This is a genomic window from Phormidium yuhuli AB48 (genome assembly GCF_023983615.1).
Taxonomy (GTDB): domain Bacteria; phylum Cyanobacteriota; class Cyanobacteriia; order Cyanobacteriales; family Geitlerinemataceae; genus Sodalinema; species Sodalinema yuhuli.
In genome coordinates this window covers 879,062-904,342 of record NZ_CP098611.1, presented here as the reverse complement: position 1 = coordinate 904,342, position 25,281 = coordinate 879,062, and the positions used below count along the sequence as shown (strand labels likewise).

Here is a 25,281-nt window from a genome sequence, read left to right as displayed (position 1 = left end):
ACCCCTAGCTTCCCCTCAACGAGTCATCTTGACACCAAACCTCATACATAGCCCAAATCGCCATAGCCCGGAGATAATGTCCCGCGCGGAAGGTTCGGGCCGCCGTAATCGCCTCAGGGGTGCGAAACTGAAGTCCTCCCTCATAAATTTGTCGCACCACCGCCTCCGTCATCGTCAGCGCCTCCGTCTTCAATCCCATAAGGATTAAAAAGGCCCCAATCCCGAAGTTAATCCCCGTCCACACCTCCAACGGATGCGTCGCCTGAGGATCTTCCGGGGAACCATCCAACATCACCCCATTGGCGGCGCCAATCGGCGTCTCTAAGCCTTGATTAAACTGAACAAAACAACTCTCATAGACCGTTTTTAGAGCCAAGTCCGCACAATTGCGCGGCACAATATCCTCTAATCCCAACAATTGCACATAAAACTGGCCACAGAGTTGATCCGCCATCACCACCTCCGAACCACTCTCACTATCGAGGCGATAATAGCGGCCATTCCAGAGGCGATTGTGATAAAGCGGTTTCGCCTCCTGAAGCCAGATGCGATATTGCGGTAACACCTGGGCCGGTTCCGGGATATTCTGATGAGAATTGCTCGTGTTCCAGGGTTGTCTGGCCGTTTCGAGCCGTTCCCCAATGGCGATCGCCGCCTCCAAGGCCGCCAACCATAACCCCCCACAATAGGCACTAATTCCCTGCAACCGCCAATCATCAAACGTCTGATCCGGTGCGCCACTATTTTCAGGAATCTGGTCCCCATCCTTATCAAAGGTTTTCAGATAGGCGATCGCCTGCACCAGCCCCGGCCAACAGTCCTGTAAAAACTCAATATCATCCGCTCCGGTTAACAGAAAATCTCGATACACCTGCAACACAAAATCACAGGGTAAATCCTTCCAAAGATTACAATCTTGATAGCTGGTGTAATTCGTTTGCACCCAAGGATGTTCATTCGCCGCCCCCAAATCATGAGGCGTTGCCCCCACCGCTTTACGAATGGCGGCTGCCCCGTTATAGCCAATCACTCGCGGGGTTGTATCCCCCGTCGAAATCGCCCGAGCAAAAGAGCGAATCACCGATTTTTCCAACAGGGGCCAGAGTTTTAATAGAGCAAAAGACCCATACAACCGGACATCTAAACTTTCATACCAGCGATAATCAAAACTCTCCAAAACCCCAAAATGTCCCTTCGGTTCTTCCTGATTGGCCGCCGTCCATAAACTCCCCCCACTACTGAGGTCATAGAGTTCATTAAACAGGGCCATTTTGAACCAACCCGGTAGAGACGCATCCTCTAAAATTGGCGTTTGCCAATCCACAATCGCCTCTTTCCACATATCCGAATGCTTCAAAGCCGTGCGAATCATCGACCAACCATTTTGACCATTGCGACCAAAAAAGTCAGTATAACGACGATAGGCCGTAATCCCCGCCGCAAACTCTGTAATCGGGAAATCCCAGGCCAAAATAAAAGGAATCTTGCGGGTTTTACCGGGACGCACCGTAAAGCGGACGGCGATCGCCCCCCCAATCCGTTCACCCGCCCCGGCTGGAGTTTCATCCTCCCAATTCTCCAAACTCCCATCCTCAGCAAAGGTTCGCCACAGTTCCGAACCATCTCCCGCCGGATTCCAGCGGGAATGATAAAACACCTTCACCGCCGGATTCGTCACTGTAGCCAAGGCAATTTGCCCCTCTCCTTCAGCATTAGCCTCCTGGCCCATCGCCCCAGAATTGAGCAAACAGCCCAAACGGGAAAAATCCTCCAACCAACGATTGACATTGCCCTCAGAGTTGCCCCAGCGGGACTGATAATCATAAACTGGGCTACCATCATCCCGGACACGCACCTCGGGGGATTTCAGCGTATTGGTGAACCAGCCGGCGATATTTTCCCACGTTAACAAGATGCTTAACGTAATCGGCTTATCGGTGGGATTATGAGCCGTCCATTCAAAAATCGCCAGAGGATAACTGGTTTCCTGATAATTATCGGGAATAATCGGCGAGAACTGCTCACAGGTTAGATAACAGTTAAACACCCCCTCATACACCGACCAACTGCGGGGATAGAGGGCATGATAGGTTCCCGTGGACTCTCCCGCCTCCGTGGTAGCCGGATACCAATTCCAACTCTCTAAGGTTCCATCCTGGGGGGGAAGCGTGGAGAGCGCATAGGCCTGACGGGGGCCCCCCTCGATTTCCTCATAAACCGAGAATTGACAACTGGGGAGGGGTTTGAAGATATGTTCTCCCCCGTCAAGATGCCAGAGATTAAACGTTCCCTGGGGCGATCGCCCAATCGCCCCGGCCCCAAACCCTCCCAGGGGCATTCCGTGATTCGGGCCATCATCCAGATTACTGGCATAACGGACGCGATAGGGATTCTCCCATCCCTGTCCGAAAGGGCGTTGCCAGGTATGGGGAGGAATGGGGGGATGGGTGGGGTAGTGAATTGGCATACCGTCGGTTCAAGAAAACGAAAACAGGACTTAGGGACGTCGGGAGGTTCGCGGTTGTCCGATGGTGGTGATGTACAACACCGCCTCATCGGGGGGAATCCCCAGCACATCATTGACGTGGTCATCAAAAAAGCCGGCAATCCCACTCACACCTAAGCGCAGATAAATCGCCGCCAGATTCAGACGTTGTCCGAGATGGCCCGCATCCAAATGTAAATAACGATAAGCGCGATCGCCCCAGCGAGCAATAGCCCCCTGCAAATCCGCCGTATGGAATAACACCATGGCCGCATCTCGCCCTAAATCTTGGCCCAAACAGAGAAAATGCAATTCACGGCGGAAATTTTTAAAGCGAATTTGCCGCAATTCCTGAGCCTGGGGCGCATAGTAATAACAGCCATCCTCTAACCCCGCCACCGCCGTCGTCGCGATAAAGGTTTGAATCAGACTGCGATCGCACAACTGAGGCTGTTCCCACTCCTGAGACTCTGAATCTGAAGACGCTCCACTCAGTTGGCCCAGAGGCTGTGGCTGATAGGCAAAATTTAACAGGGTTTTCACCTGCTCGATATCAATCTCCGCCCCACCCTCATAGGCCCGTGTGGAGCGCCGTTGCAGTAAGGTGGCCTCTAAGGCCTTGCCCCCAACGCCCCAATCTAGGGGAGAACTGGCGGTGCTGACTTTAGTACAGAAGGGAAAATTATATTTATCCTCAATGTTCTCAGACGTCGAGTCAGACCCCGACTTAGGAGCCGTCTGGGGAGCCGTCTGGATAGCACTGGCCTGGTGTAAATACCCCAGGAGAGAACCATCCGCTAACTCCGGATAATCCCGATCCACCTCCGAGGCTAACGCCGTTGTTACCGGGGGGGAGAGGGGTTGACGCTGCCGTTCCTGAAGGGCCACGACGGCGATCGCCCCCTCCTCCTCAGGATTGAGATAGAGTAACTCGTTCACAGCCCTATCCTCAAACCCCGCAATCAAGTAAGGGCGATAATTCGTTAAGGCCGCCGCCAGGTCCAAATTCCCCAACAGATGCCCGGTATCCAAATGAATGCGGCGGTAGGCCCGAGCCTGATAGCGCCAGGAGGAGCGGAAAAACACCGCCGTCGTCACAATCACAAACGGGGCCGCCTTAAGGGCCGGGTGTCCGAAACAGGCCGCCTCCAGAGCCTCACCGGGGTCACCATCCCAGAAGCGCACCAGACTATGGTCTCGCACCTGGTAGTTGTACCGTCCTGGGGGTAGCTCTCCCTCCCCCCGAGACAACAGATACACTTCCGCCGGATAGAGTCCCCCCGCCGAGGGGGCCGCTCGTAGCAACAAATCCTGTTGAGCCATCTGAGGAATCCGAGCTGTCAGCCCATAGGTGCAATAGAGCAGATGGGAGAGGCGCGAGAGAACCGTTTGGCGATCGCCGATATGAGGCTTTAAATCAATGCGAGTCCCAATGGGATAGTCCTTAAAGGGAACAGGCGGGCGCTCCCAATCAATATCAGGAACCCGTTGATTGATGGTCTCCGGGTCATATTTGGTGCGCTCATGATAGAGCTTGGCAATGGAAAACGTTTGTTTGGTCATACCCCACAGGGTGATACTGGACAATCAAGAGTTGGACATCAAAGGCGGGTTACCGTAATTGTAGAGCTTCCTCACTATTCGAGACATCCTCATAGACATCCCCCAGGGTTCCCCCATCCATGAGCTTGCGCCTCCAGGTTTCTAAGCCACTCTCATCCACATCCCGTCCCAGAATAGCCTGATAAATGCCATTGATTCGAGCCGTCACCTCCTCCCCTTGCACCAACGTGCGCCGAAATTCCGTAATCGACAGTCCCGCCAACAGCGCATGAGACCACTGTTCCAGTTCCCGGGGAGTCGCCGTGCGTTGTAGTAGCTCACGGTAAACCCCGTTAATTTCTGGATAATAGTCCGAGGCATCCGGGGGAACCCGACTGCGGAGATAGGTTTGCCAATCGAGATCGGACTGAGGCTGGGTATAATACCGTAGCCAATCCCGGTCAAAACAGAGGGTGTAGTCATCCGTGCGTCGGCATGGCTCCTGACCATTTGCCCGGGGAGCGATCGCCGCTAAAATCGTTAAGGTCGCGATTGCGAATACCATTGAAGCCCGATATCGACCGTCCTTTCGAGAAGAATCCATGAAGTCCTACCTTGCTGCGGCAATTCAAATGACCAGCGTGCCAGATCTCCATCAAAACTTGGCACAAGCGGAAGAGTTAATCGACCTTGCTGTGCGCCGAGGAGCCGAACTCATAGGATTGCCGGAAAACTTCTCCTTCCTCGGAGAAGAAGCAGAAAAAATTGCCCAAGCGCCCCAAATTGCTCAAGAGAGCGAACTGTTCCTCAAAACCATGGCGCAACGCTATCAAGTGACGATGCTCGGGGGAGGGTTTCCCATCCCCGTCAGCGAGACTCAGGCTTACAATACCGCCTTGCTCATTGACCCCAGTGGTACGGAACTGGCCCGCTACCACAAGGTCCACTTATTTGATGTTAACTTGCCCGACGGTAACACATACCAAGAATCCAGTACCGTTCGCGCCGGTAGCGACCTACCCCCCGTCTACGCCTCCCCCGATTTAGGGCAACTGGGGCTATCGGTTTGTTATGACGTGCGTTTCCCCGAACTCTACCGTCACCTGTCGCGCCAGGGAGCTGATGTTCTCTTTATCCCCGCCGCCTTCACCGCCTACACCGGCAAAGACCATTGGCAGGTGCTTCTCCAAGCCCGAGCCATTGAAAACACCGCCTACGTCATTGCTCCCGCCCAAACCGGCCGCCATTATGGCATTCGTCAATCCCACGGCCATGCCGTCATTATTGACCCCTGGGGAACTGTCATCGCCGATGCAGGAACCAAAGTGGGAATTGCCATCGCCGAAATCAACCCTCAACGCTTAGAGCAAGTTCGAGGTCAAATGCCCTCCCTACAACATCGCGTCTTTGCCTAGCGGTAGTTGAATTTCAGGATATCTTCCATATGACCAATCACCATAATCGTGTCTCCTCGATGTAACATCTGTGAGGCTGGGGGGTGGGAGAACGTTTGACCATTTGCTCGACGCAGGGCAACAATCAAAAACAAGCCTTTGGCCCAGATCTCAACCTCACCAATGGAGCGACCATTGAGGCGGGAATCGCCCCGAATATCGACTTCGATGAGTTGTAGGTGAATCTGGGCCAGCATCTCGTTTAGGGTATGGCCCCCCTCTTCCTGCTCAAAAAACTCAAAAGCCGTCGGTTGGGTGATGTAGTTACTCATTTGCAGAGCGCCAATCTCAGCGGGAAGAACCACGAGATTCGCCCCTGCTAGCCGTAATTTCTTCTCCGTGCTGGGTTTTTCCCCCCGCGCAAGAATCCTAAGACTTGGTTTTAGCCCCCGGGCCGTCAACGTCACAAATACATTCACCGCATCTTCAGGCAAAACCGCCGCCAGAAATAGAGCCCGTTCAATTCCCACTGAGAGTAAGACCTCTTCGTCAGCCGCATCTCCCACTTGCACCAGGTAACCCAAGGATTCGGCGGTTTCAAGCAAATCCGGATTGCGGTCAATAATGACAAACGGTTTGCGGGCTTCATAGAGGCGTTTGGCGAGAATTTGTCCCATGCGTCCAAAGCCACAGATAATGGAGTGACGCTCTAATTGTTCAATGCCTTTCGTTTTTCGTTGAGCCTCCAAGGCCCGGTGAATTTCCCCTTCCGTAATCATTTGGATGAATCCTCCCACGATATATACAGCCGATGACGTTCCGGCAATAATCACAAAAATGGTAAAGACTTTCTCGGTGGTGGATTCGAGAGGGTTGACTTCGCTGTAACCCACCCCAAACATGGTGATAATCACCATATAAACGGCATCAATTAACTCCCAGCCAAGGAGGACATAGCCCACCACGGCTACGGCGAGGGTGCAAATAAAGACAACGCCTCCCAGGAGCATCTGTCTAAAAGCACGGTGCATGAGATATCCCGCAATAGGGTTAAGACATTGAGATCCCCTGAAGATACTCTGACACAATTTGTAAAATTCGTTGGGAGGCTTGACCGTCACCAAAGGGGTTCACGGCGTTGGCCATGGTTTGATAGGCCTGGGGATTTTCTAAGAGTGTGACCGCTTCTGAGACGATGCGATCGCCCTGCGTGCCAATCAGCTTCGCCGTTCCCGCCTCAATGGCTTCTGGGCGTTCTGTGGTTTCCCGCAGCACCAACACCGGTTTTCCCAGGGCTGGGGCCTCCTCCTGAAGTCCCCCAGAGTCTGTTAAGAGAAGCGTACAGCGGGCGATCGCCCCCACCAGGGCCGTATAGTCCAAGGGTTCCGTCAGAAACACCCGTTCATGTTGAGCCAACATTCGCTGTAATGGTTCACGAACCGTCGGATTGCGGTGTAACGGAAGCAACAGGGCCGTATCGGGAACCTGATCGAGAATCCCTAAAAAACCCTCAGCAATGGATTCGAGGCGATCGCCCCAATTTTCCCGCCGATGCACCGTCGCCAACAAGACTCGCCGCTGACTCCAATCCAATCCCGGAACCTCACAGGGAGGTTTCTGGGCCGCCACCGACAGCAGGGCATCAATCACCGTGTTTCCCGTATGATGAATCGCACCAATCACCCCAGACTTATGTAAATTCGCCACCGCCCGAGTCGTCGGCGCAAAATGTAACGTCGTCAGTTGAGAAATTAAGCGGCGGTTGGCTTCCTCGGGATAGGGATCAAACAGCTCATCAGTTCTTAACCCGGCTTCCACATGACCCAGCGGGATTTTTTGATAAAATGCAGCCAGAGCTGCCGCAAATGCCGTTGTTGTATCTCCCTGAACCATGACTAAATCGGGCCGTAACTCCTGAAACACCGATTCCAACCCCTGCAAACTCCCACAAGTAATGTCCGTTAGAGTTTGTTTGGGTCTCATGATATCGAGGTCTCGCTGGGCAGATAGTTGAAACAAATCCATCACCTGCTGCACCATTTCCCGATGTTGTCCAGTCAAAATCACCTGAGTCTCAACCTCAGAGGATTCCTGAAAGCAACGAATCACCGGAGCCAGCTTAATGGCTTCAGGGCGGGTTCCTAGAGTAATACAAACACGGAGAGACGGAGACGACATAAGCGGCGATCGCACAGTTACGGTATGGCAAACAGCACCATTGAGAATCATAGCCCCCTAACGTTGGGGCTGGGCCAGGAACAAGGTTAGAAGAATTTACGGTTTACAAGTTCCCCCCCCTAGGGGAGACAATATGAGGAATTGAATCCCCCAGACAACCGGTTATACCAGATCCAGAGCGGTGGTGCTTTCGTAAACTCCATCCTCTCATCCTTTGAACCCAGACTCGTATTCATCCCAGGCCCAATTCACCGGATTCCTAGAAGACTCTAGCACCTATGACACAATCTCAACGCCCTCCAGTTCCCCCACCCCCTCCTGGTGGTAGCCGTCGTCCCCCTCGTCCTCCCGCTCCCCCCAAAAGCCAACGTCCTCCGGCCGCACCCCCACCCCCAGGCCAACGTCCCCCAGCCGCACCCCCACCCCCGGCCCAGCGCGCCGCACCCGCCCAGCGTCCTCCCGCCGCTCAAGCCGCCCCTGCTCAAGCCGCCACCCCCCGACGGGGTCCTAAACCCAGCCCCGGCCATCCCACCATGCGGGAAATCATCGAACGGGCGGAAAAAGAAGGCTACTCCGACGTTCACGTAGGTGTTGGTGAAATCCCCCGCTATCGCGCCCGGGGCGACATTGAACCTACGGAATGGCCAGTCACCGACCTGGATACCTTCATGAGTTGGATGCAGGAACTGATGAGCGATGAGGAAATTCGTCAGTTCCAAGAAAACCTAGACTTCGACGGTGCTGCCGACTTAGGCTTTGTGCGAGTACGGATTAACGCCTTTGATACCCTAGCCGGCCCGGCAATTGTACTTCGTCTGATTGGCGCCGAAATTCTTACCCTTGAACAACTCCGGCTCCCCGAAGTCTTCAAAAGTATCAGCTTGGACTATCACAAAGGGTTGATTCTAGTCACGGGACCCACCGGCTCCGGGAAATCCACTACCATGGCAGCGATGATTGACTATATCAATCGCAATAAAGCCTACCACATTATTACCATTGAAGACCCCGTTGAGTTTGTTCATAAAAGTAAAAAATCCCTGATTAAACACCGGGAAGTGGGAACTCATACCCACAAATTCTTTAATGCGCTAAAAGCTGCTCTTCGGGAAGACCCAGACCTGATTCTCGTGGGAGAAATTCGGGATAAAGATACCATGAATATCGCCCTGAAGGCAGCATCAACGGGTCACTTAGTCATGGGAACGCTGCACACCAACAGTGCTGTAAAAACCATTGAACGGGTCATGGGGATGTTCCCCCCAGCGGAACAGCCCGCCTTCCGAGTTGCTTTAGCTGAGTCTTTGGTCTCCATTGTTGCCCAAGGTTTATGTAAAACAACTGACGGAAAACGAGCTGCCTTCCACGATATTCTCATTGCTACTGATGCGGTGAAAGAATATGTCATTCAAGGCAAGCTCGACGAAATCACCGACGTCATGTTGCGCTCCGAATTTGACGGCATGACCACCATGAATAAAGCTCTCTTTGAACTCTATCAAGAAGGTCGAATTACCGAAGAAATTGCCCTTGACAAATCACCCACCCCCAATGAAATGGCTCAGTTCCTACGGGGTCGGGTGTAGGGCGCCTTGGAGACTGCCGAGCCATTCAAGGGCCTAGCCCTCTTTACACCGGGTGGGGATGTAGTGTATGCCATCGAACCCCATCATCGCGATCGCTGGCATCTCCAACTCTGTGTGGCGGTTCAGGAGGTTTTAGGACTTCCCGAACCGCCTCATTTCCTCGTGCCCTGTTACAGTGCCACCGTCGATCGCTATCTCAACCCCCAGAGCCAACGCCTAGAAACCATTGCCGAAGCCATGTTAGCCATCTGGCGCTATCGGGGTCTCCTGAATCAGCTATTTGAACTCGAATCCGTCTCCTGGGAATTAAAGCCCAGTTCCCCAGAACTCTGTAATCCCCTAGCCCTAGAGAGTTACCGTCAACAGTACCCCGAACTATGGCAAAATCATGATCTGGTCTTGCAAGTGGGACATCATAGCCATGACGCAACGCTCCTCGACCCCTCCGACGCTAACACCAGTGGCTACGTCTTCCGTCTCTTCATCCGTGGCGACAGCTCCAACACAGAAGAGACCCTACTCCGCCTCCATGAGACCCTCGATCGCACCCTTGGTCATCCCTATACCCTCAAGGTCATCGATGTTCTCAAACACCCCCAACAAACAGAACTTGATCGCGTCTCAGCCACCCCCACCCTCATCCGCATCTGGCCCCAACCCATCCGACGCATTGTCGGCGAAATGGACGACCTCGACGTCATCTTCAAACTCATCAATAGCTAATCCCCCCATTGCCTCTTGCCTCTTGCCAAGTGATGCGTTCCGGCAAATTTGAATCGATAGGCCTAGGTCAAAAGCTCTCCTGATGCCGGGACGCATCCTACCCCACTGTGGTGACCCTCTTGCCTCTTGCCTCTTGCCTCTTGCCTTCTTCCTACCATGACCCCTAAAACCTGGATTCCCCTCCTAACCCTAGTCTTCGGACTCATCCCCCAATCCGTTGTCGCCCAATCCTCGCCCCGTCTAACCCCAGAGGACTGTCGCCGCCTAGAAGTTGGCATGAGCGAAGCGGAACTCGAACGTATTTTAGACGAATTAAACATCGAGCCAGAACAAGAACCCGGTTCCCCCGGCAATAGCCTCTGGCGTTGGATTGATGATGACAGTGGAGCGGTCTTACTGGCGGTACTGCGCAATCAGGAGCTGGCCCAACTCTCCTGCTTTGGAGTTCGCCCTTCCAACTCAGAATCTGAGAACCAACATCAACTCTGCGCTGAAGTGGAGATGGGGATGACCTTAGCTGAAGTACGACAGCGTCTGGGTTCCCCCGGGGAGATGGTTCCCACCGATAATATGTTGTCGGAGGGACTGCTATGGCAATGGGAAAATCCAGCGCGTCAGGAAGTGGCGATTCTGGCCTTTTCTAACTTTGATGTCTTAGCCGGTAAAACCTGCCTGGTGAGCCAAACTGAACAAGAGCAAGGTCTGCAAATTCCCAATTTTGTGGAACAGCCCAACTGGGTGGTTGAGGTTCCACAACCCTAAACTCCCGATACACTGAATGGGCAGTCAATCAAGTTAAGGTTTCTCATGACCTCCACCCAAGGACAACTTGCTCTCATTACCGGAGCCAGCAGCGGCATTGGTAAAGCCACCGCTCTGGCCTTTGCCGAGGCTGGCATTAATCTAGCTCTACTCAGTCGCTCTCAGGATAAACTTGAACAGGTCGCCATCGCCGCTCGTGAGTTGGGCGTTACGGCCGAGGTGTTTCCCTGTGATTTACTCGACGTTGAACAGCTGCGCGATCGCTTTGCCACCCTGGCACAGAAGTTAGGCAAAGTCGATATTCTCGTCAATAACGCTGGGATTGGCTATATCAACAGTCTCAGCGATACCAGTCTGGCCGATTGGGAACGGGTGTTCCGCCTCAATGTCACCAGTGTCCTAGAGGCCACCTGTGGCATCCTCCCCACCATGCGAGCTAAGGGTGGCGGCGTCATCATCAATGTCTCCTCCATCGCCGGAAAACAGGCCTTCCCTAACTGGGGCGCCTATTCCGCCAGTAAATTTGCCCTGATGGGCTTCTCCCAAAGCTTGGCCGCCGAGGAACGAGAACATGGGATTCGCGTCACCGCCATTTGTCCAGGAGCCGTTAACACCCCAATCTGGGAGACGGACACCATGGATAAAGCCGGATTCGATCGCAACAGTATGCTCACCCCCGACGCCGTCGCTCAAGCGATTTTGCAGGCGGTACAACTCCCCCAAGGGGCGGTGTTGGAGGAGATGACCATCATGCCCAGCGGGGGGGCCTTCTAGGAGGAGGTTTTCGCCAACAACTGCCAAGCCAATCGGGCCGCTCCCACCATTCCGGCCCGATTGCCCAATTCCGCTAGGCGCAAACTGAGTCCGTCCCGAGAACTGGGGAGAACTCGCCGTTGTAATTCGGTCTTAGTCGCCTCCAAAAACAGGGGAGCTGCCGCTGCAATGCCCCCCCCGAGGAGTATCGCCTCGGGAGTTAAGACATAGACTAAACTGGCTAACCCAGCCCCGAGTCGTCGTCCATACTGCTGCCAATAGGCGATCGCCCCCTCATCTCCCGCCTCAGCGTTAGCGGCTAACTCATGAGGCTCTAACCCCGTCTCACGACGAATGGCCTGGACGGAGGCATATTGTTCTAAAGACCCCTGATTGCCGCTATTACAAGGGGGACCATCGGGGTTGAGGGTCATTAAGCCCAACTCCCCCGCCGTCCCCTGACGGCCCACAAAGAGCTGGCCATCCAAGATAATCGCTCCTCCCACTCCCGTTCCCAGAGTCAGAAGAATCAGATTCTGCACATCCCGGCCAGCCCCGAGCCAAGCCTCTCCCAATCCCGCACAATTGGCATCATTGGCTAACACCGTCGGCCGGCCCGTCTGCTGTTCCAAAACATCCGCCACCGGTACATTCTGCCAGCCGGCTAAGTTAATGGCCACCCGAGCCACCCGTCCAGCGGCATCGGCCGGGCCCGGAGTCCCCAGTCCCAGAGCTAAACTGCTTCCTCTGGGGTCGAGTTCTGCCACTGCCTTGGCGATCGCCCCCAACACCGCCTCAGGACTGGCTGGCTGCGGCGTAGCCACCTGTAACTGCCCTAAACAGTCCCCCTCACGGGTAAACTGTCCCAATTTAATGGCCGTACCGCCGAGGTCGAGGCCAATCACCGTTGCTTGCATAGGAGCCTGGAAAACAAGAGTTAGGATTCATCGGTGGGAGCGGTGCTATCTGCGCTCTCCATCCTCTGCTTGAGGGCCTCCCGGAATCCCAAGACAACCACTAAATTAGACAGAGTCAAGAAAAACTCAGCACTCCCATGGAGCCAGTCTACATTGGCGAGGCTTTCACCCAACTCCACCTGAGCGTAAATCCCCGCCGGAATCGTCACGGCAACGAATAGCAGTAAGAGATAGAAGCCAATGAGAGCTAAACGTGGGGTTTCGGGCGATCGCGTCAGAAAGTAGAGAAACCCCAAATAGGGAAACAGCGAAACAGCAAACAGCATATCCTTGAGTGTCATATCTCACCAACCCCTAAGGTCTTCTGTATTACGGGCTACAGACAGGGACGAGTCTCCCCTCTTACCCCGAAACCTAACATGGATCGTCCGATGACGATCGCCCAACTCAAAAAAACGAGCCAGTCCCCCCAGCATCACCCTCACACCCCCTTCTCCTGAGCTTTCTCATAATCAGTCTGGATTTGTGTTAGGTTTTGGGATAGGATCATAAGTGTTAAGTTTCATTGCCGCCTGTGGTTGGCATAAACCCGGCTCCGGCAGGACATCGAGGGCAACCTCGGCAGAAAATAACAAACCATCTAAGCGGCTGTCAGGATTGGCAGCACCCCTTAGTAGAAGACATTAGAGGAGAAACATCAATGGCATTCACACTTCCCGAACTACCCTACGCCAAAGACGCACTGGCTCCCCATATTTCGGCGCAGACCCTAGAGTTTCACTATGGCAAACACCATGCCGGGTATGTCACCAAACTCAACGCCGCCATTGAAGGAACGGATCTGGCTGGTAAATCCCTAGAGGACATCATCAAAGCCACCGCCGGCAATCCCGAGAAATCTGGAGTCTTCAACAACGCCGCTCAAGTCTGGAACCACAGCTTCTACTGGCAGTGCATGAAACCCGGTGGCGGGGGTCAACCCAGCGGTGCTTTAGCCGAAAAAATCAACGCCCAATTTGGCAGCTTTGACAAACTGGTTGCTGAACTCAAAGCCGCTGGTGGCGGTCAGTTCGGTAGCGGTTGGGCTTGGCTAGTGCAAGATGGCGACAGCCTGAAAGTGGTCAAAACCCTCAACGCTGAGAACCCCATGACCGATGGACTCAAGCCTCTGCTGACCATCGATGTCTGGGAGCACGCCTACTATCTGGACTACCAAAACAAACGTCCTGACTATCTCGACACCTTCCTCAGCAGCCTCGTCAACTGGGACTTTGTCGCCAGTCAACTGAGCTAGACCGATATCAGTCAGCGTTAAACTATCCTCGTTTCAATCCCGAAACGCCTCAGCCACGCCTGCCGTGGCTGTTTTTTTTCTCGGGAAGTGGTTAAAGTGACCTTAAACTGACTGAGATAGAATTTATCAAGGTAATCTGATGAATAGTCGTGACCTGGCACAGTATATTGAAACGGTGGATGGAATCCATAAACCCTGGCTCTTGGCGCAGTTGCGGCTAAAAAAGTTGCAAGAACGCCGCTCCAGTCTCTCTCAAGCCGAGTACATTGCCGAACTGGCCGAGATCCAAGACCAGTTAGCGCAACTGGGGGACTGGTGGGTGGGTCGAGAAGATGAGGTATTTCGACAAGGTCGTTAAACTATTCCCAAGCGGCGCTCGGGTGCCATCCTCCCATCCTCCGTTCCCCGTAGTCTCTCCCCCCAACCTTCGACATGGCCAAGACAAAGAAACCCGTCTCCGATTCATTGAGCAAAAGCACGAAAGCCAGTCCCGTTAAAGCCGAAGCACTCCAACAACCGCAGCATTACTTTAACCGGGAATTGAGCTGGCTCGAATTTAACTATCGGGTCTTGTATGAAGCCCTCGATGAACGTACGCCGTTGTTAGAACGGTTGAAGTTCATGGCCATCGTCAGTAGCAACTTAGACGAATTCTTTATGGTGCGGGTGGCGGGACTCAAACAACAGGTCAAAGCCGAAGTGCGCAAACTGACCCCCGACGGTCGCACTCCGCAACAGCAACTCAACGACATCAGCGATCGCCTCCATCCCGTTTTCGCGGAACAACATCAGCATTTTCAGACGATTCTCCGGCCCCTCCTGGCAGACCAGGGGATTCACCTACTCGACTACATCGACCTCAACCAAGAGCAACGCGCCTATTTACAAAGCTACTTCGAGGAGAAAATTTTTCCTGTCCTCACCCCCCTAGCGGTCGACCCAGGTCACCCCTTCCCCTTCATTTCTAATCTGAGTCTGAACCTAGCTGTCGTGGTGAAAGATCCAGAAATCGATCAAGAACACTTTGCCCGCGTCAAAGTGCCCAAAGTTTTGCCTCGCTTTATCAAACTCCCCCAGGACCCAGACAGTAACTCGAACCAGGAGAGTCTCACCTGGATTGGCGTACCCCTCGAACAAGTCATTGCCCATAACCTAGAAGCCTTGTTCCCAGGGATGAATATCCAGGAATATCACCCCTTCCGCATCACCCGTAATGCAGATATCGCCGTTGAAGAAGACGAAGCCGACGACCTACTGCTGGCCATCGAACAGGAACTGCGGAAACGACGCTGGGGGGGGTCTGTGGTCCGGATGGAAGTTCCCTCAACCCTCTCCCCGGAAGTGCGAGATATGTTGATGCGGGAGTTGTCCCTCGGGCCTGAAGATGTCTATGACGTGGAAGGCCTGCTGGGATTAGGGGATTTAATGTCCTTTATGGGACTCCCCAGACCGGACTTGAAAGATATTCCTTGGACTCCCGTGATTCCCCCTCGCTTGCAGCGGTTTAGTGATCTAGATTTTGACTTGAGTCAATCGGGAACCGAGGCCGATGGTGATCTATTTACGGAAATCCGCGAACGGGGTGATGTCCTGTTCCATCATCCCTATCACTCCTTTACCGCCACGGTGCAACATTTTATTACCACCGCCGCCCATGACCCCGATGTGTTAGCCATCAAAATGACCCTCTATCGGACCTCCGGGGATTCACCGATTATTCATTCCCTAATTGATGCGGCGGAGAATGGTAAACAGGTGGCTGTTTTAGTGGAACTCAAAGCGCGATTTGATGAAGAAAATAATATCCTCTGGGCCAGAAAATTAGAACAGGCCGGGGTTCATGTCGTCTATGGACTGGTGGGACTCAAAACTCACACGAAAATTTCTATGGTAGTCCGACAGGAGCGACAGCATATCCGTCGTTACGTTCATATTGGCACCGGAAATTACAACCCCAAAACCGCTAAGCTCTATACAGATTTGGGTCTTCTGACCTGCAATGACGCTATTGGTGCGGACTTGACGGATTTGTTTAACCACCTCACCGGCTACTCTCGTCAGCGGTCCTATCGTAAGCTTTTGGTGGCACCGGTGAATATGCGCGATCGCATGGAAGCCCTGATTCGCCAGGAGATTAATCATGCTAAGCAGGGCGGGACGGGGCGCATCGTGGCTAAAATGAACGCCCTCGTCGACCCCAGTTTGATTGCAACTCTTTATGAGGCCTCTCAGGTGGGGGTGCAAATTGACCTCATCGTGCGAGGGATTTGTTGTTTGCGTCCAGGGATTGAGGGCTTGAGCGAGAATATCCGCGTCATTAGCGTGATTGGGCGCTTTTTAGAGCATTCGCGTATCTTTTACTTCTATAATGAGGGACAGGAACGGGTGTTTATTGGCAGTGCGGACTGGATGCCCCGAAACTTAAATCGCCGCGTTGAGGCGGTGGTTCCGGTGGAGGACTCGGTCATCGCCAAGGACTTGCAAGAAATCCTGGGAATTATGCTCTCGGATAATCGTCAGGCTTGGGAGTTACAGCCCGATGGCTCTTATCGTCAACGTCGTCCTAGTGAGGATGGGGTGGCTCAAGGCTCTCATGAAATTCTGATGCAGATGGCAAGAGACAATTAAACATGAACAATCAACGGCGGCGAGCGAGGACAGCCATCCGGTACAGATTCGCCAATCCCGCCCCAGTCAGATGACGATTCAATTTGGGCGAGAGATTTGTGGCGACCTAGAACAGGCGCAACAGCGGGAATGGCTAGTCACTAATGGGATTGGGGGCTATGGTTGCGGGACGGTAGCAGGACTGCTAACCCGGCAGTATCATGGGGTTTTGGTCGCCGCCATGGAACCGCCCTGTTGCCGGCGGCTGCGAGTGGTGAAACTGGATGAGACGATTCAGTTGGGGGGCAAGTCCTATCCTCTCTATACCAATCGCTGGGCCGATGGGACGGTGGCCCCTCGTGGCTATTATTATCTAGAGCAGTTTCGCTTGGTGGGCCGAACTCCGGTTTGGATTTATGCCTGTGGGGAGGCCCGTCTGGAAAAATCCCTTTGGATGGAATGGGGCCACAACACCACTTATGTCCGTTATCGTCTGTTGCGGGGAGGGCGATCGCTGGAGTTGTCCATTAAGGCCCTGGTGAACGATCGCAGTCATCATGGGGGCATTACCGGAGAAAATTGGGACATTGACCCCTGTCCTCAGGGAGTCAAGTTGTCCTGTGAGGGGGGAGTGCCTTGCTATATTTTGGGCGATCGCGGCCTAGTAACGCCACGCTACAACTGGTACGCGGGCTTTGATTTGGCCCGAGAACGCGATCGCGGCAGTGGCGACTATGAAGATCACCTACATGGAGCCACCCTCAAGGCGACCTTAGACCCCGGAGACTCAGACTCATTCACGGTGGCCGTCACCACGGAGGCTCTACCAACCTTGAACGCCGCCGCAGCCTGGCGGCGTCATCAGGCCCGGGAGCAAGAGCTGGTCGCAACTTGGCAAGGGAGTTCTGAGACGGCGGCTCCCAATTGGATTCAACAGCTGGTCTTGGCGGCGGATAGTTTTGTGGTCACTCGCCACCCCTTATATATCAATCCAGAACAGCCGGAAACTACCCTGTTAACCGGTTATCCTTGGTTTGGAGACTGGGGGCGCTATACCATGATGAGCCTGCCGGGGTTGACCTTAGCAACGGGCCGCCCCGAGGTAATGCGCTCGGTGTTAACCTCAGCGGCCTCCTATTTCCAAGATGGCGTTCTGCCCAATGTTTTCCCCGATGACGGAGGCCTCCCCGCCTATAACACTGTTGATGCCAGCTTGTGGTACATCGAAGCCGTCCGGTTATATGTTAAGGTCACCGGCGATCGCCCTTTTCTCGAACAGATTTATCCCACATTAGTGGATGTGGTTGAGGCCTATAGTCGTGGTGTGAGTCCTGGGATTCATCTAGACCGCCAGGATGGTCTCTTGGAATCCCAGGCCCAGCTGACCTGGATGGATGCCAAAGTGGGAGAAACTCCCATTACCCCACGTCAGGGAAAAGCCGTGGAGGTCAATGCTCTGTGGTATAACGCTATCCTGACCATGACTCAGTTTGCCGAGCAGCTTGGCCAACGCTCAAAACCCTATCATGCCCTTGGACGACAAATTCAAGCCGGATTTCAGCGGTTTTGGAACCCCAGTCTTGGCTATTGTTACGATGTCTTGGATGGCCCCAATGGGGATGATATGACATTACGCCCCAATCAACTCTTAGCGGCCTATCTTCCCGGGCCACTTTTATCCTCAGACCGTTGCCGGACTCTGCTGGATATCTGTAGTCGCTCCCTGCTAACGTCCTATGGGTTGCGATCGCTCTGTCCCGATGATGTGAATTATCTGGGCCACTATGGAGGCAACCTCCCTCAGCGCGATCGCGCTTATCATCAAGGCACCACCTGGGCCTGGTGGCTGGGAATCTACAGCCTAGCCCACTACCGCCTCTATGGTGATGCCAGTGCGGCGTTGAGTTTTCTCAGCCCCATCGCCGATCATTTACAGACAGCCGGACTAGGACAGATTAGCGAAATTTTTGATGGAGATGATCCTCTGCCACCCCGAGGCTGTATCGCTCACGGGGCAGCAGTCGCCTCCGTCTTATGGGCCTGGCGGGCGATCGCCCAATCCAAGGCCACATCCCTAGCTGACCGTTGAAACGGCATACGCTACAGCGATAATGCCCCCCACAAATAGGGCAGCCAAGGCCCCCAGAATGGCATAATTGCGCTTCTCTTCCTTGGTGGGAGGTTTCGCCTCATACATCTTGGGTTCGATGGCGTAGTTATTGAGGCGACCCCCCTCTTCATCAACGTAAGGCATGAATAGGTTTATCCTAAAAGGTAAGTTTGTTTAACACTACTATAGCGCCATCAAGGACAAACCTTAAGGCAGCATTGGCAAGGAAAAGTAAAATGTGCTTCCCTGGCCCAGTTGACTGTCGACCCTAATGGTTCCCCCATGTAATTCCACCAGTCGCCGGGTGATGGCCAAACCAATCCCCGTTCCCCCTGAATGTCGCGATCGCGATCGCTCTGCCCGCCAAAAGCGATCAAACACATAGGGCAAATCCTCTGGGGCAATGCCGATCCCCGTATCACTCACCGCCGTCCAGATATAGGGGTCATCACACCAAGCCTTAACGGCGATCGTACCCGAATCTGAATAGCGCACCGCATTTCCCAACAGATTCATCAAGACTTGTTCAATGCGATCGTAATCCCCAAACACCCGGGGTAAATCCGCCGGACAGTCCAGAGACAGGGTTAATTCATCAATCAGCTGCTCAGACAAGCGAGTAATTAAGCCCTCTAGAAGACTGCATAAACACAACGGTTTGGGGTCAATGGTTAAATAGCCAGCCTCCGCCTTAGATAACTCCTGTAAGTCATTCACCAAGCGTTCTAAGCGACGAGTTTCTCGGGCTAACTTATCATAGGTTTCCGGCGTTGGGTCAAGACGACCATCGGCGAGTTCCTCCAAATATCCCCGCATGACGGTTAGAGGGGTTCGCAACTCATGAGTCATATCACTAATCAGTTCTCGGCGGCGATGTTCAATCTCACGAATGCTATCGGCCATGCGATTAAAACTAAGACTCAGTTGGTAGAACTCAGGAATTTCACTCATCGGCATCCGCTCATCAAAATCACCCGCCGCAAACCGTTGTGTAATCTGTCGCATCCGCCTCAGGGGTAGAGTAATCCTTCGGGAAAGCCAGTAACTCAGGATAACGGCTGCTGAAGCTCCACTAATTACAGACCAAAACGTACTGCGATTCCAGGTGATCTCAAAGCCCTTAACAATATAAGTTTTGACGGAGCGAACACTAAAAAACTCCGTGCTTTCCATTTGTTCTAATTGAATCACAAATTGTCGAGGCGAATAAATTTTGCTGATTAAAATAAAGCTCCCCAACCCAACAAGCATCACTAAAAGATGAGATAAAAATAAGCGGATTTTAACATCGACTTTCATGGCATAAACTAAATCTAAATTTGAGAAATCAACAGCATCTATGATACGCCTAACTTTACCTAAGCAAATACTCACTTATCAAAGATGGAAACTCCTCTGGGTGACAGGCAAAACTGGCAATGCCCAAGTGAGCTAAACGCTCAGCCGTTGCCACATCATAGCGAGGAACCCCGGTCTCATCGAGAGCTAAAAGACTAACAACCCGTACCCCCGATGCTAGCAATTGTGCGAAAGCTTGCCAGAGTTGTTGCCGATCGCCCCCATCATATAAATCGCTCAGAAGAATCACCAGGGTCTCATGGGGGCGTTGAATCCCTTGTAAACTGTAGCGTAAGGCTTGGGAAATATCAGTTCCCCCCCCGAGCTGCATTCCCAGTAACAGATCCAGCGGATCATGCAAACGGGACGTTAGATCGACAACCGCCGTATCAAAGGCTAACAGCCGTAGATTCAGTGAAGATACAGACGCCAATACTGAGGCAAAAACGCTAGCATAGACCACTGAAGTCGCCATGGAGGCACTTTGATCTAGACATAGGACCACATCAGACAAAAGGCGCGGAGGCATTCCTCGATGAATCAGTTTTTCGGGAATGATCGTGTCATAGTGGGGTTGATAGTGTTTGAGATTGGCAGATAGGGTGCGCTGCCAATCAATGTCTCGATAGCGGGGAGAGCGTCGGGGCGATCGCTGGCGAAGACGGCCCCCTAGAGCTTGCTGGGTAGCCGGCCGTAACTGCCGTTCTAATGCCTCGACCACCGGACGGACAATCTCACGAATCCGCTCGGTCTGGGAGTCCGGTAACGTAGACATCAACGTTAACACCTCAGCCGCCAACATTGGGTCCCAGTCCAGGCGATCGCTCACATCCGGTTCAAGTAGGAGCGATCGCAAATTTAAACGTTCAATCGCATCTTGTTGCATCACCCGAACCGCCGACTCAGGGAAATGACCCCGAATCTCATCCAACCAGCGAACCACCGTCAACCTCGAATGTGCCAATCCCCCCGAGTGGGATGGCTGATACAGAGCCGCGAGCGATCGCTCCCGCCGCTCATCCACCCCATCCTGAGAGAGGTTAGTCCCCCTGGCATCCGTCCCCAAAATCAATCGCCAACGGCGAGAAGCTTGTACATTAGAAGGAAGGTTACGATTATCAGTCATGGTCAACGTCCAGTCGCTTAATGAAAATCCTCGAAACAAATCAAAATTTGTCAGGAACTCGCTGTAACCTCTAAACCAGCCAAAACGGCAGACCCATTTGACAGCGTAACGCCAGGCAACTTAGAGATGATAACTTGCCTCTATTGAGCAATTCCCCTGGAAACATCGGTTGATTATTTTCTTCCACTCCGGCATGAAACTACGAACGAAAACCTTACTCATCGTCGGTGCGGCGTTGGTGGCGTTGAACATCACGATTTACGCCATATCCTCGTTAATCTTACTGAGAGATTTCACGCATCTAGAGCAACAGTACGTTTACCAGGACATTACCCATGCCCTACATGCCGTCGACAATGAGCTATCGAGTCTAAACACAATTGCCCGAGACTATGCCGAGTGGGACGACACCTATGAGTTTATCAAAACCGGTAACCGTGACTATGTACGCTCCAACCTGATTGACTCGACATTTTCCTACCTAAACCTCAACTTCATGGTCTTTGTCGACACTCAGGGCCAGATTCGCTTCCAGAAAGCCTATGACCGGACTCATAGCCGGAGTATTCCCTTACCCGAGGGACTAGAGCCATTTCTAGACCCTAATCAGCCGGAGCATTCCCTGCTCATCAGCGATACGGTTGATGATGGCATTCAAGGTCTTATAGAACTCCAGGGCGAACCCTTTGCCGTCGCGGCCCGTCCCATTGTCACCAGTCAAGTGACCGGGCCCTTGCGGGGAACACTGATTGTCGGCCGTCATTTTGACCAGGGGGCGATCGCCCGTCTTGCCCAACAAACCCAACTGTCCCTCGATCTCTACCCTCGTCCCAATAGCCCCTTGCCAGCCGATGTGCAACAGGCCTGGCAGGAGTTGCTCAACCCCTCTCAACCTCAATCTCCCCTGTTTGAGATTCCCTCCAGCCTTCAGAAATCTGCCAGCGAGTTTGATGTCCAGCTAGCCTTAGATACCTTTAACGAAAACAGCGGGCAACGCCAACCCAGATTTCGTTGGCCCTACCTACCCCTGCCCCCGGGAGAACGCATTGCTGGCTATACCCTGCTGCGAGATCTCCAGGACGCTCCCATCCGTTTGCTGCGAGTCAACGCCCCTCGGGCCATCTACCAACAAGGTCAGATTAGCATTCGCTACTTCTCCCTGGCCCTGCTTAGCGTCGGCCTAATCTTCAGTGGCCTAACCCTATTGCTGATCGAAAAACTTGTGTTGTCGCCCCTCTCTCAGCTGAGTGAGAGTATGAATCAACTCAAACAGACGGCAGATCCCCAGCAACGCCTCCCCAGCGTCGGAGAAGACGAACTTTCCAGTCTAGCGGACACCATCAACGAGATGCTCGACGCTCTGGGGCGATCGCAATCAGAACGGCAAGAAACCGAACAACGGTATCGGCTCATGGCCGAGAACTCCACCGACCTAATTGCCCGACAAAATACCGACGGTCAATTTCTCTACGCCTCTCCCGCCGCCGAAGTTCTCCTGGGCTACAAACCCGAGGAACTCATCAATCGCTATGCCCGAGATCTCATCCATCCCCTCGATCGCGATACCTTCAACTACTCCACCGCCGAAGTCCTCACCACAAATGGTTCCCTAACCCTCAGTTACCGGATTCGCCATAAAAATGGCCATTACATCTGGTTTGAAACGACCAGTCGGGCTTTTGGTCAAGATAAGAAGGGCCTCAATCGGACCTCAGACTCCCCCATCCGAGAAATCATCAGCGTCTCGCGAGACATCACCGAACGGAAACTGGCCGAAGAAGATCTACGAGAAAGTGAAGCCTCAATCCGGGCCATCTATAAAGTCACCTCCTCTCGTCACTTGAACTTTCGCGAACGGTTACAGGGCCTGCTGGAACTGGGACGGCAGCGATTTGGCATGGAAATTGCCATCCTTTCCCGGATTCAGGACGAAAACTTTGAAGTCCTGGAAGTTCAATGTCCCCAAACCCCTCCCGGACCAGTGAGTCATCCCCTGATTCCAGGACAGCGTTTACCCCTGGCGGAAACCTATTGCTTCCGGACTGTGGAAGCTAACGATCCTCTGTATTTTGAATTTCTCTTGATGTATGGCACCCATGTGCCGCCCAAATATGGGCCCTTCCGCATTCAAGCCTATATCGGCACCCCCGTCATTGTGGCCGGGGAAGTCTATGGAACCCTCAGCTTTTCCAGCCGCACTCCTCTCCATGATCCCTTTAAACCCGTAGATCGCGAAATCCTCAAACTGATGGCCCAATGGATTGGTGGTGAAATTGAACGACAAGAAACCGCCGCCGACTTAGCCGAAACCCGCGATCGCGCCCTCGCCGCCACCCAGGCTAAAAGTGAATTTCTAGCCACCATGAGCCATGAAATTCGCACCCCCATGAATGCTGTCATCGGCATGACCGGGTTACTCCTAGACACGGAACTATCTCTAGAACAGCGAGATTTTGTCGAGACCATCCGCAGCAGTGGCGACACCCTGCTGACGATTATTAACGACATTCTCGACTTCTCCAAAATCGAGTCCGGCAAACTAGAACTCGAACAACATCCCTTTGATTTACGGGCCTGTGTTGAACAATCCCTAGACCTACTGGCCTCGAAAGCCACCGGTAAGGGACTGGAACTGGCCTATCTCATGAGCAACGACACCCCCCAGCATATTTGTGGAGATGTGACACGGGTGCGGCAAATTTTAGTCAACCTGCTCAGTAATGCCGTTAAATTCACCGACGAGGGAGAAGTGGTCATCTCAATGACGGCTGAGTCTGTGGAATGCTCTCTGGAGTGCAATGACACCTGCACCTCCCCGGCCCCTGAAACAGAGATTCGCGAGTCTCTGGACTTCCCCTACTATCGTATTCAATTTGCCGTCCGCGACACGGGGATTGGCATCCAGAGCGATCGAATGCACCGCTTATTTCGCTCCTTCTCTCAAGTTGACTCCTCCACCACCCGTCAATATGGAGGAACTGGCTTAGGGTTAGCCATTAGTAAACGTCTGGCTGAAATGATGGGGGGGGTGATGTGGGTTGAAAGTATGGGTCATACCACTGGAGACTGTCCCAGTGACTTTGAACTGACGACGGGTTCGGAAGACCCCGGCTCAGTGTTCTACTTTACTCTAATTGCCCCCCAAGCGCCCCAAGTTCCCCTGGTGAAATCCTTACGCCACCGCGTCGAATTGCGCGATAAACGGCTCCTGGTGGTGGATGATAATGCGACGAACCGGAAGATTTTGAGTTTGGCGACTCAAAGTTGGGGCATGGAGACCCTCGCCGTTGCTGACGGACGTACGGCCTTAGAGGTTGTCCAGGACCATCCTCCCTTTGACTTAGCCATACTGGATATGCAGATGCCGGAAATGGATGGTGTGACCCTAGCTCAGCGGCTACAGGGACTAGAGGTTATGAAGGATGTACCGCTGATTATTCTTACCTCCATGGGAACTGAAGTACAAGGGCTCCAGGTGCAACTGGCGGCCCTGCTCAACAAACCCATCAAGCAGTCTCAACTCTATGACATTTTGGTGGGGGTCTTAAGTGGAGAGCCTGTAGAGCGAGAATACGAGAAAACACCGAAGTTGGATGGACATCTGGCTGATCGCCTGCCTCTGAAGATTTTAGTAGCTGAAGACAATGCCGTGAACCAAAAGGTGGCGACCCAAACCTTGGCCCGCATGGGATATCGCGCGGATGTGGTGGGGAATGGCTTAGAGGTGCTCGATGCCCTAACACGGCAGCATTATGATGTGGTCTTGATGGATGTGCAAATGCCGGTGATGGACGGGTTAGAGTCCTCCCGTCGTATTTGTAAGAAATGGGCCAAACCCCGCCGTCCCTATTTAATTGCGGTAACCGCTAACGCCATGCAGGGCGATCGCGAGGATTGTATTGCAGCCGGGATGGATGACTATATCAGTAAACCCATTCGCATCAATGAGTTGATTCAGGCCTTATCCCGTTGTCCGGTGACGGGGACGGTATCTCTGAAAGCCTTTGCGGCGGATCCCGAGTCCTCGGAACGGCGAGAGGTACAAGAGAAAGCCCCTGAAGCCAGTCTACCGGTTTTGAATCAGAAAATCTTGGATGATTTACGAGACATTGAAGCTCTTGAGGAGTTGGTCGACTTGTATTTACAAGAAACCCCGCAATTATTGGAGGGGGTGGAAACGGCGATCGCAGAACAAAACTCCCAGCAACTGCGGCAGTCCGCCCATTCTCTCAAGTCTACCAGTGCCGCTCTCGGGGCTAATCCTCTCTCGGATCTAGGTCAGGAACTGGAGGAAAAGGGGAAAGCTGGGGACTTCACGGGGGTGAATGAGCTATGGGATCGACTCGTCCAACAGTACGATCGCACTGTAGATGCTCTCCAAGCTGCCAAAGGCGAGGAACCCTCCCCAGATAGCCAGGAACAAGAGCTGACTATCAACAATTGAGTGGATGGCAATAGGCAATAGG

At 53.3% G+C, this 25,281-nt stretch carries 20 protein-coding genes; 10 read left to right on the top strand and 10 right to left on the bottom strand.

What is annotated here, in order from left to right:
* Positions 1–4: 4 nt before the first annotated feature.
* The 3 genes from NEA10_RS03750 to NEA10_RS03740 are packed head-to-tail and all read right to left on the bottom strand — an operon-like array spanning position 5 to position 4,592.
* Positions 5–2,467, bottom strand: a complete 2,463-nt coding sequence (locus NEA10_RS03750) for a GH116 family glycosyl hydrolase (protein ID WP_252663882.1) — start codon at positions 2,465–2,467, stop codon at positions 5–7.
* Positions 2,468–2,497: 30 nt separating this feature from the next.
* On the bottom strand, positions 2,498–4,048 hold the full coding sequence (locus NEA10_RS03745; protein ID WP_252663881.1) for a SagB/ThcOx family dehydrogenase: 1,551 nt from the start codon (positions 4,046–4,048) through the stop codon (positions 2,498–2,500).
* A gap of 49 nt (positions 4,049–4,097) precedes the next feature.
* On the bottom strand, positions 4,098–4,592 hold the full coding sequence (locus tag NEA10_RS03740; RefSeq protein WP_252663880.1) for a DUF4214 domain-containing protein: 495 nt from the start codon (positions 4,590–4,592) through the stop codon (positions 4,098–4,100).
* A gap of 37 nt (positions 4,593–4,629) precedes the next feature.
* Here NEA10_RS03740 and NEA10_RS03735 point away from each other — a divergent pair, with 37 nt between their 5' ends.
* Positions 4,630–5,442, top strand: a complete 813-nt coding sequence (locus tag NEA10_RS03735) for a carbon-nitrogen hydrolase family protein (protein ID WP_252663879.1) — start codon at positions 4,630–4,632, stop codon at positions 5,440–5,442.
* Here the strand turns inward: NEA10_RS03735 and NEA10_RS03730 are convergent.
* Positions 5,439–6,452: a potassium channel family protein gene (locus tag NEA10_RS03730; RefSeq protein ID WP_252663878.1), complete on the bottom strand. Its 1,014-nt coding sequence runs from the start codon at positions 6,450–6,452 to the stop codon at positions 5,439–5,441. The genes NEA10_RS03735 and NEA10_RS03730 overlap by 4 nt on opposite strands.
* Positions 6,453–6,471: 19 nt before the next feature.
* On the bottom strand, positions 6,472–7,599 hold the full coding sequence (gene wecB, locus NEA10_RS03725; RefSeq protein ID WP_252663877.1) for a non-hydrolyzing UDP-N-acetylglucosamine 2-epimerase: 1,128 nt from the start codon (positions 7,597–7,599) through the stop codon (positions 6,472–6,474).
* Between the two features lie 278 nt (positions 7,600–7,877).
* Here wecB and NEA10_RS03720 point away from each other — a divergent pair, with 278 nt between their 5' ends.
* From NEA10_RS03720 to NEA10_RS03705, 4 genes are all read left to right on the top strand, one after another.
* Entirely contained in the window at positions 7,878–9,185 is a 1,308-nt protein-coding gene (locus NEA10_RS03720; RefSeq protein WP_252663876.1) for a type IV pilus twitching motility protein PilT, read from the top strand.
* A gap of 6 nt (positions 9,186–9,191) precedes the next feature.
* Positions 9,192–9,908, top strand: a complete 717-nt coding sequence (locus tag NEA10_RS03715; protein ID WP_252663875.1) for a circadian clock KaiB family protein — start codon at positions 9,192–9,194, stop codon at positions 9,906–9,908.
* 156 nt (positions 9,909–10,064) lie between these two features.
* Positions 10,065–10,670, top strand: a complete 606-nt coding sequence (locus NEA10_RS03710) for a hypothetical protein (protein ID WP_252663874.1) — start codon at positions 10,065–10,067, stop codon at positions 10,668–10,670.
* A 45-nt stretch (positions 10,671–10,715) separates the two neighbouring features.
* Positions 10,716–11,444 (top strand): SDR family oxidoreductase, encoded by a 729-nt coding sequence (locus NEA10_RS03705; protein ID WP_252663873.1) that lies wholly within the window; start codon positions 10,716–10,718, stop codon positions 11,442–11,444.
* Here NEA10_RS03705 and NEA10_RS03700 read toward each other — a convergent pair.
* Positions 11,441–12,340 (bottom strand): ROK family protein, encoded by a 900-nt coding sequence (locus NEA10_RS03700; RefSeq protein WP_252663872.1) that lies wholly within the window; start codon positions 12,338–12,340, stop codon positions 11,441–11,443. The genes NEA10_RS03705 and NEA10_RS03700 overlap by 4 nt on opposite strands.
* A 20-nt stretch (positions 12,341–12,360) precedes the next feature.
* Positions 12,361–12,681 (bottom strand): DUF3593 domain-containing protein, encoded by a 321-nt coding sequence (locus NEA10_RS03695; protein ID WP_252663871.1) that lies wholly within the window; start codon positions 12,679–12,681, stop codon positions 12,361–12,363.
* Positions 12,682–13,040: 359 nt separating this feature from the next.
* On the opposite strand from NEA10_RS03695, the gene NEA10_RS03690 reads away from it, so the two are divergent.
* From NEA10_RS03690 to NEA10_RS03675, 4 genes are all read left to right on the top strand, one after another.
* Positions 13,041–13,634 (top strand): superoxide dismutase, encoded by a 594-nt coding sequence (locus NEA10_RS03690; protein ID WP_252663870.1) that lies wholly within the window; start codon positions 13,041–13,043, stop codon positions 13,632–13,634.
* 139 nt (positions 13,635–13,773) lie between these two features.
* Positions 13,774–13,992, top strand: coding sequence for a hypothetical protein (locus NEA10_RS03685; RefSeq protein WP_252663869.1), 219 nt, complete (start codon positions 13,774–13,776; stop codon positions 13,990–13,992).
* 74 nt (positions 13,993–14,066) lie between these two features.
* On the top strand, positions 14,067–16,262 hold the full coding sequence (gene ppk1 / locus NEA10_RS03680) for a polyphosphate kinase 1 (RefSeq protein WP_252663868.1): 2,196 nt from the start codon (positions 14,067–14,069) through the stop codon (positions 16,260–16,262).
* A gap of 70 nt (positions 16,263–16,332) precedes the next feature.
* Positions 16,333–18,330 carry an amylo-alpha-1,6-glucosidase gene (locus NEA10_RS03675; protein ID WP_252663867.1) on the top strand — a complete coding sequence of 666 codons (1,998 nt, stop codon included), beginning with the start codon at positions 16,333–16,335 and terminating at the stop codon, positions 18,328–18,330.
* On the opposite strand, the gene psb34 is transcribed toward NEA10_RS03675, so the two are convergent.
* The 3 genes from psb34 to NEA10_RS03660 all read right to left on the bottom strand — a co-directional run bounded on the left by psb34 (position 18,316) and on the right by NEA10_RS03660 (position 20,815).
* On the bottom strand, positions 18,316–18,495 hold the full coding sequence (psb34, locus tag NEA10_RS03670; protein WP_252663866.1) for a photosystem II assembly protein Psb34: 180 nt from the start codon (positions 18,493–18,495) through the stop codon (positions 18,316–18,318). The genes NEA10_RS03675 and psb34 overlap by 15 nt on opposite strands.
* A 63-nt stretch (positions 18,496–18,558) precedes the next feature.
* A complete protein-coding gene (locus tag NEA10_RS03665) occupies positions 18,559–19,650 on the bottom strand; it encodes a sensor histidine kinase (protein ID WP_252663865.1) in 1,092 nt (363 codons plus the stop codon).
* Between the two features lie 55 nt (positions 19,651–19,705).
* Entirely contained in the window at positions 19,706–20,815 is a 1,110-nt protein-coding gene (locus tag NEA10_RS03660) for a VWA domain-containing protein (protein WP_252663864.1), read from the bottom strand.
* 193 nt (positions 20,816–21,008) lie between these two features.
* On the opposite strand from NEA10_RS03660, the gene NEA10_RS03655 reads away from it, so the two are divergent.
* Positions 21,009–25,259, top strand: a complete 4,251-nt coding sequence (locus tag NEA10_RS03655; protein ID WP_252663863.1) for a response regulator — start codon at positions 21,009–21,011, stop codon at positions 25,257–25,259.
* The last annotated feature ends 22 nt before the right edge of the window (positions 25,260–25,281 follow it).

Coding starts and splice junctions, on each gene's coding strand:
- NEA10_RS03750 (WP_252663882.1), bottom strand. CDS start 2,467: ATGCCAATTCACTACCCCACCCATCCCCCCATTCCTCCCCATACCTGG.
- NEA10_RS03745 (WP_252663881.1), bottom strand. CDS start 4,048: ATGACCAAACAAACGTTTTCCATTGCCAAGCTCTATCATGAGCGCACC.
- NEA10_RS03740 (WP_252663880.1), bottom strand. CDS start 4,592: ATGGTATTCGCAATCGCGACCTTAACGATTTTAGCGGCGATCGCTCCC.
- NEA10_RS03735 (WP_252663879.1), top strand. CDS start 4,630: ATGAAGTCCTACCTTGCTGCGGCAATTCAAATGACCAGCGTGCCAGAT.
- NEA10_RS03730 (WP_252663878.1), bottom strand. CDS start 6,452: ATGCACCGTGCTTTTAGACAGATGCTCCTGGGAGGCGTTGTCTTTATT.
- wecB (WP_252663877.1), bottom strand. CDS start 7,599: ATGTCGTCTCCGTCTCTCCGTGTTTGTATTACTCTAGGAACCCGCCCT.
- NEA10_RS03720 (WP_252663876.1), top strand. CDS start 7,878: ATGACACAATCTCAACGCCCTCCAGTTCCCCCACCCCCTCCTGGTGGT.
- NEA10_RS03710 (WP_252663874.1), top strand. CDS start 10,065: ATGACCCCTAAAACCTGGATTCCCCTCCTAACCCTAGTCTTCGGACTC.
- NEA10_RS03705 (WP_252663873.1), top strand. CDS start 10,716: ATGACCTCCACCCAAGGACAACTTGCTCTCATTACCGGAGCCAGCAGC.
- NEA10_RS03700 (WP_252663872.1), bottom strand. CDS start 12,340: ATGCAAGCAACGGTGATTGGCCTCGACCTCGGCGGTACGGCCATTAAA.
- NEA10_RS03695 (WP_252663871.1), bottom strand. CDS start 12,681: ATGACACTCAAGGATATGCTGTTTGCTGTTTCGCTGTTTCCCTATTTG.
- NEA10_RS03690 (WP_252663870.1), top strand. CDS start 13,041: ATGGCATTCACACTTCCCGAACTACCCTACGCCAAAGACGCACTGGCT.
- NEA10_RS03685 (WP_252663869.1), top strand. CDS start 13,774: ATGAATAGTCGTGACCTGGCACAGTATATTGAAACGGTGGATGGAATC.
- ppk1 (WP_252663868.1), top strand. CDS start 14,067: ATGGCCAAGACAAAGAAACCCGTCTCCGATTCATTGAGCAAAAGCACG.
- NEA10_RS03675 (WP_252663867.1), top strand. CDS start 16,333: ATGACGATTCAATTTGGGCGAGAGATTTGTGGCGACCTAGAACAGGCG.
- psb34 (WP_252663866.1), bottom strand. CDS start 18,495: ATGCCTTACGTTGATGAAGAGGGGGGTCGCCTCAATAACTACGCCATC.
- NEA10_RS03665 (WP_252663865.1), bottom strand. CDS start 19,650: ATGAAAGTCGATGTTAAAATCCGCTTATTTTTATCTCATCTTTTAGTG.
- NEA10_RS03660 (WP_252663864.1), bottom strand. CDS start 20,815: ATGACTGATAATCGTAACCTTCCTTCTAATGTACAAGCTTCTCGCCGT.
- NEA10_RS03655 (WP_252663863.1), top strand. CDS start 21,009: ATGAAACTACGAACGAAAACCTTACTCATCGTCGGTGCGGCGTTGGTG.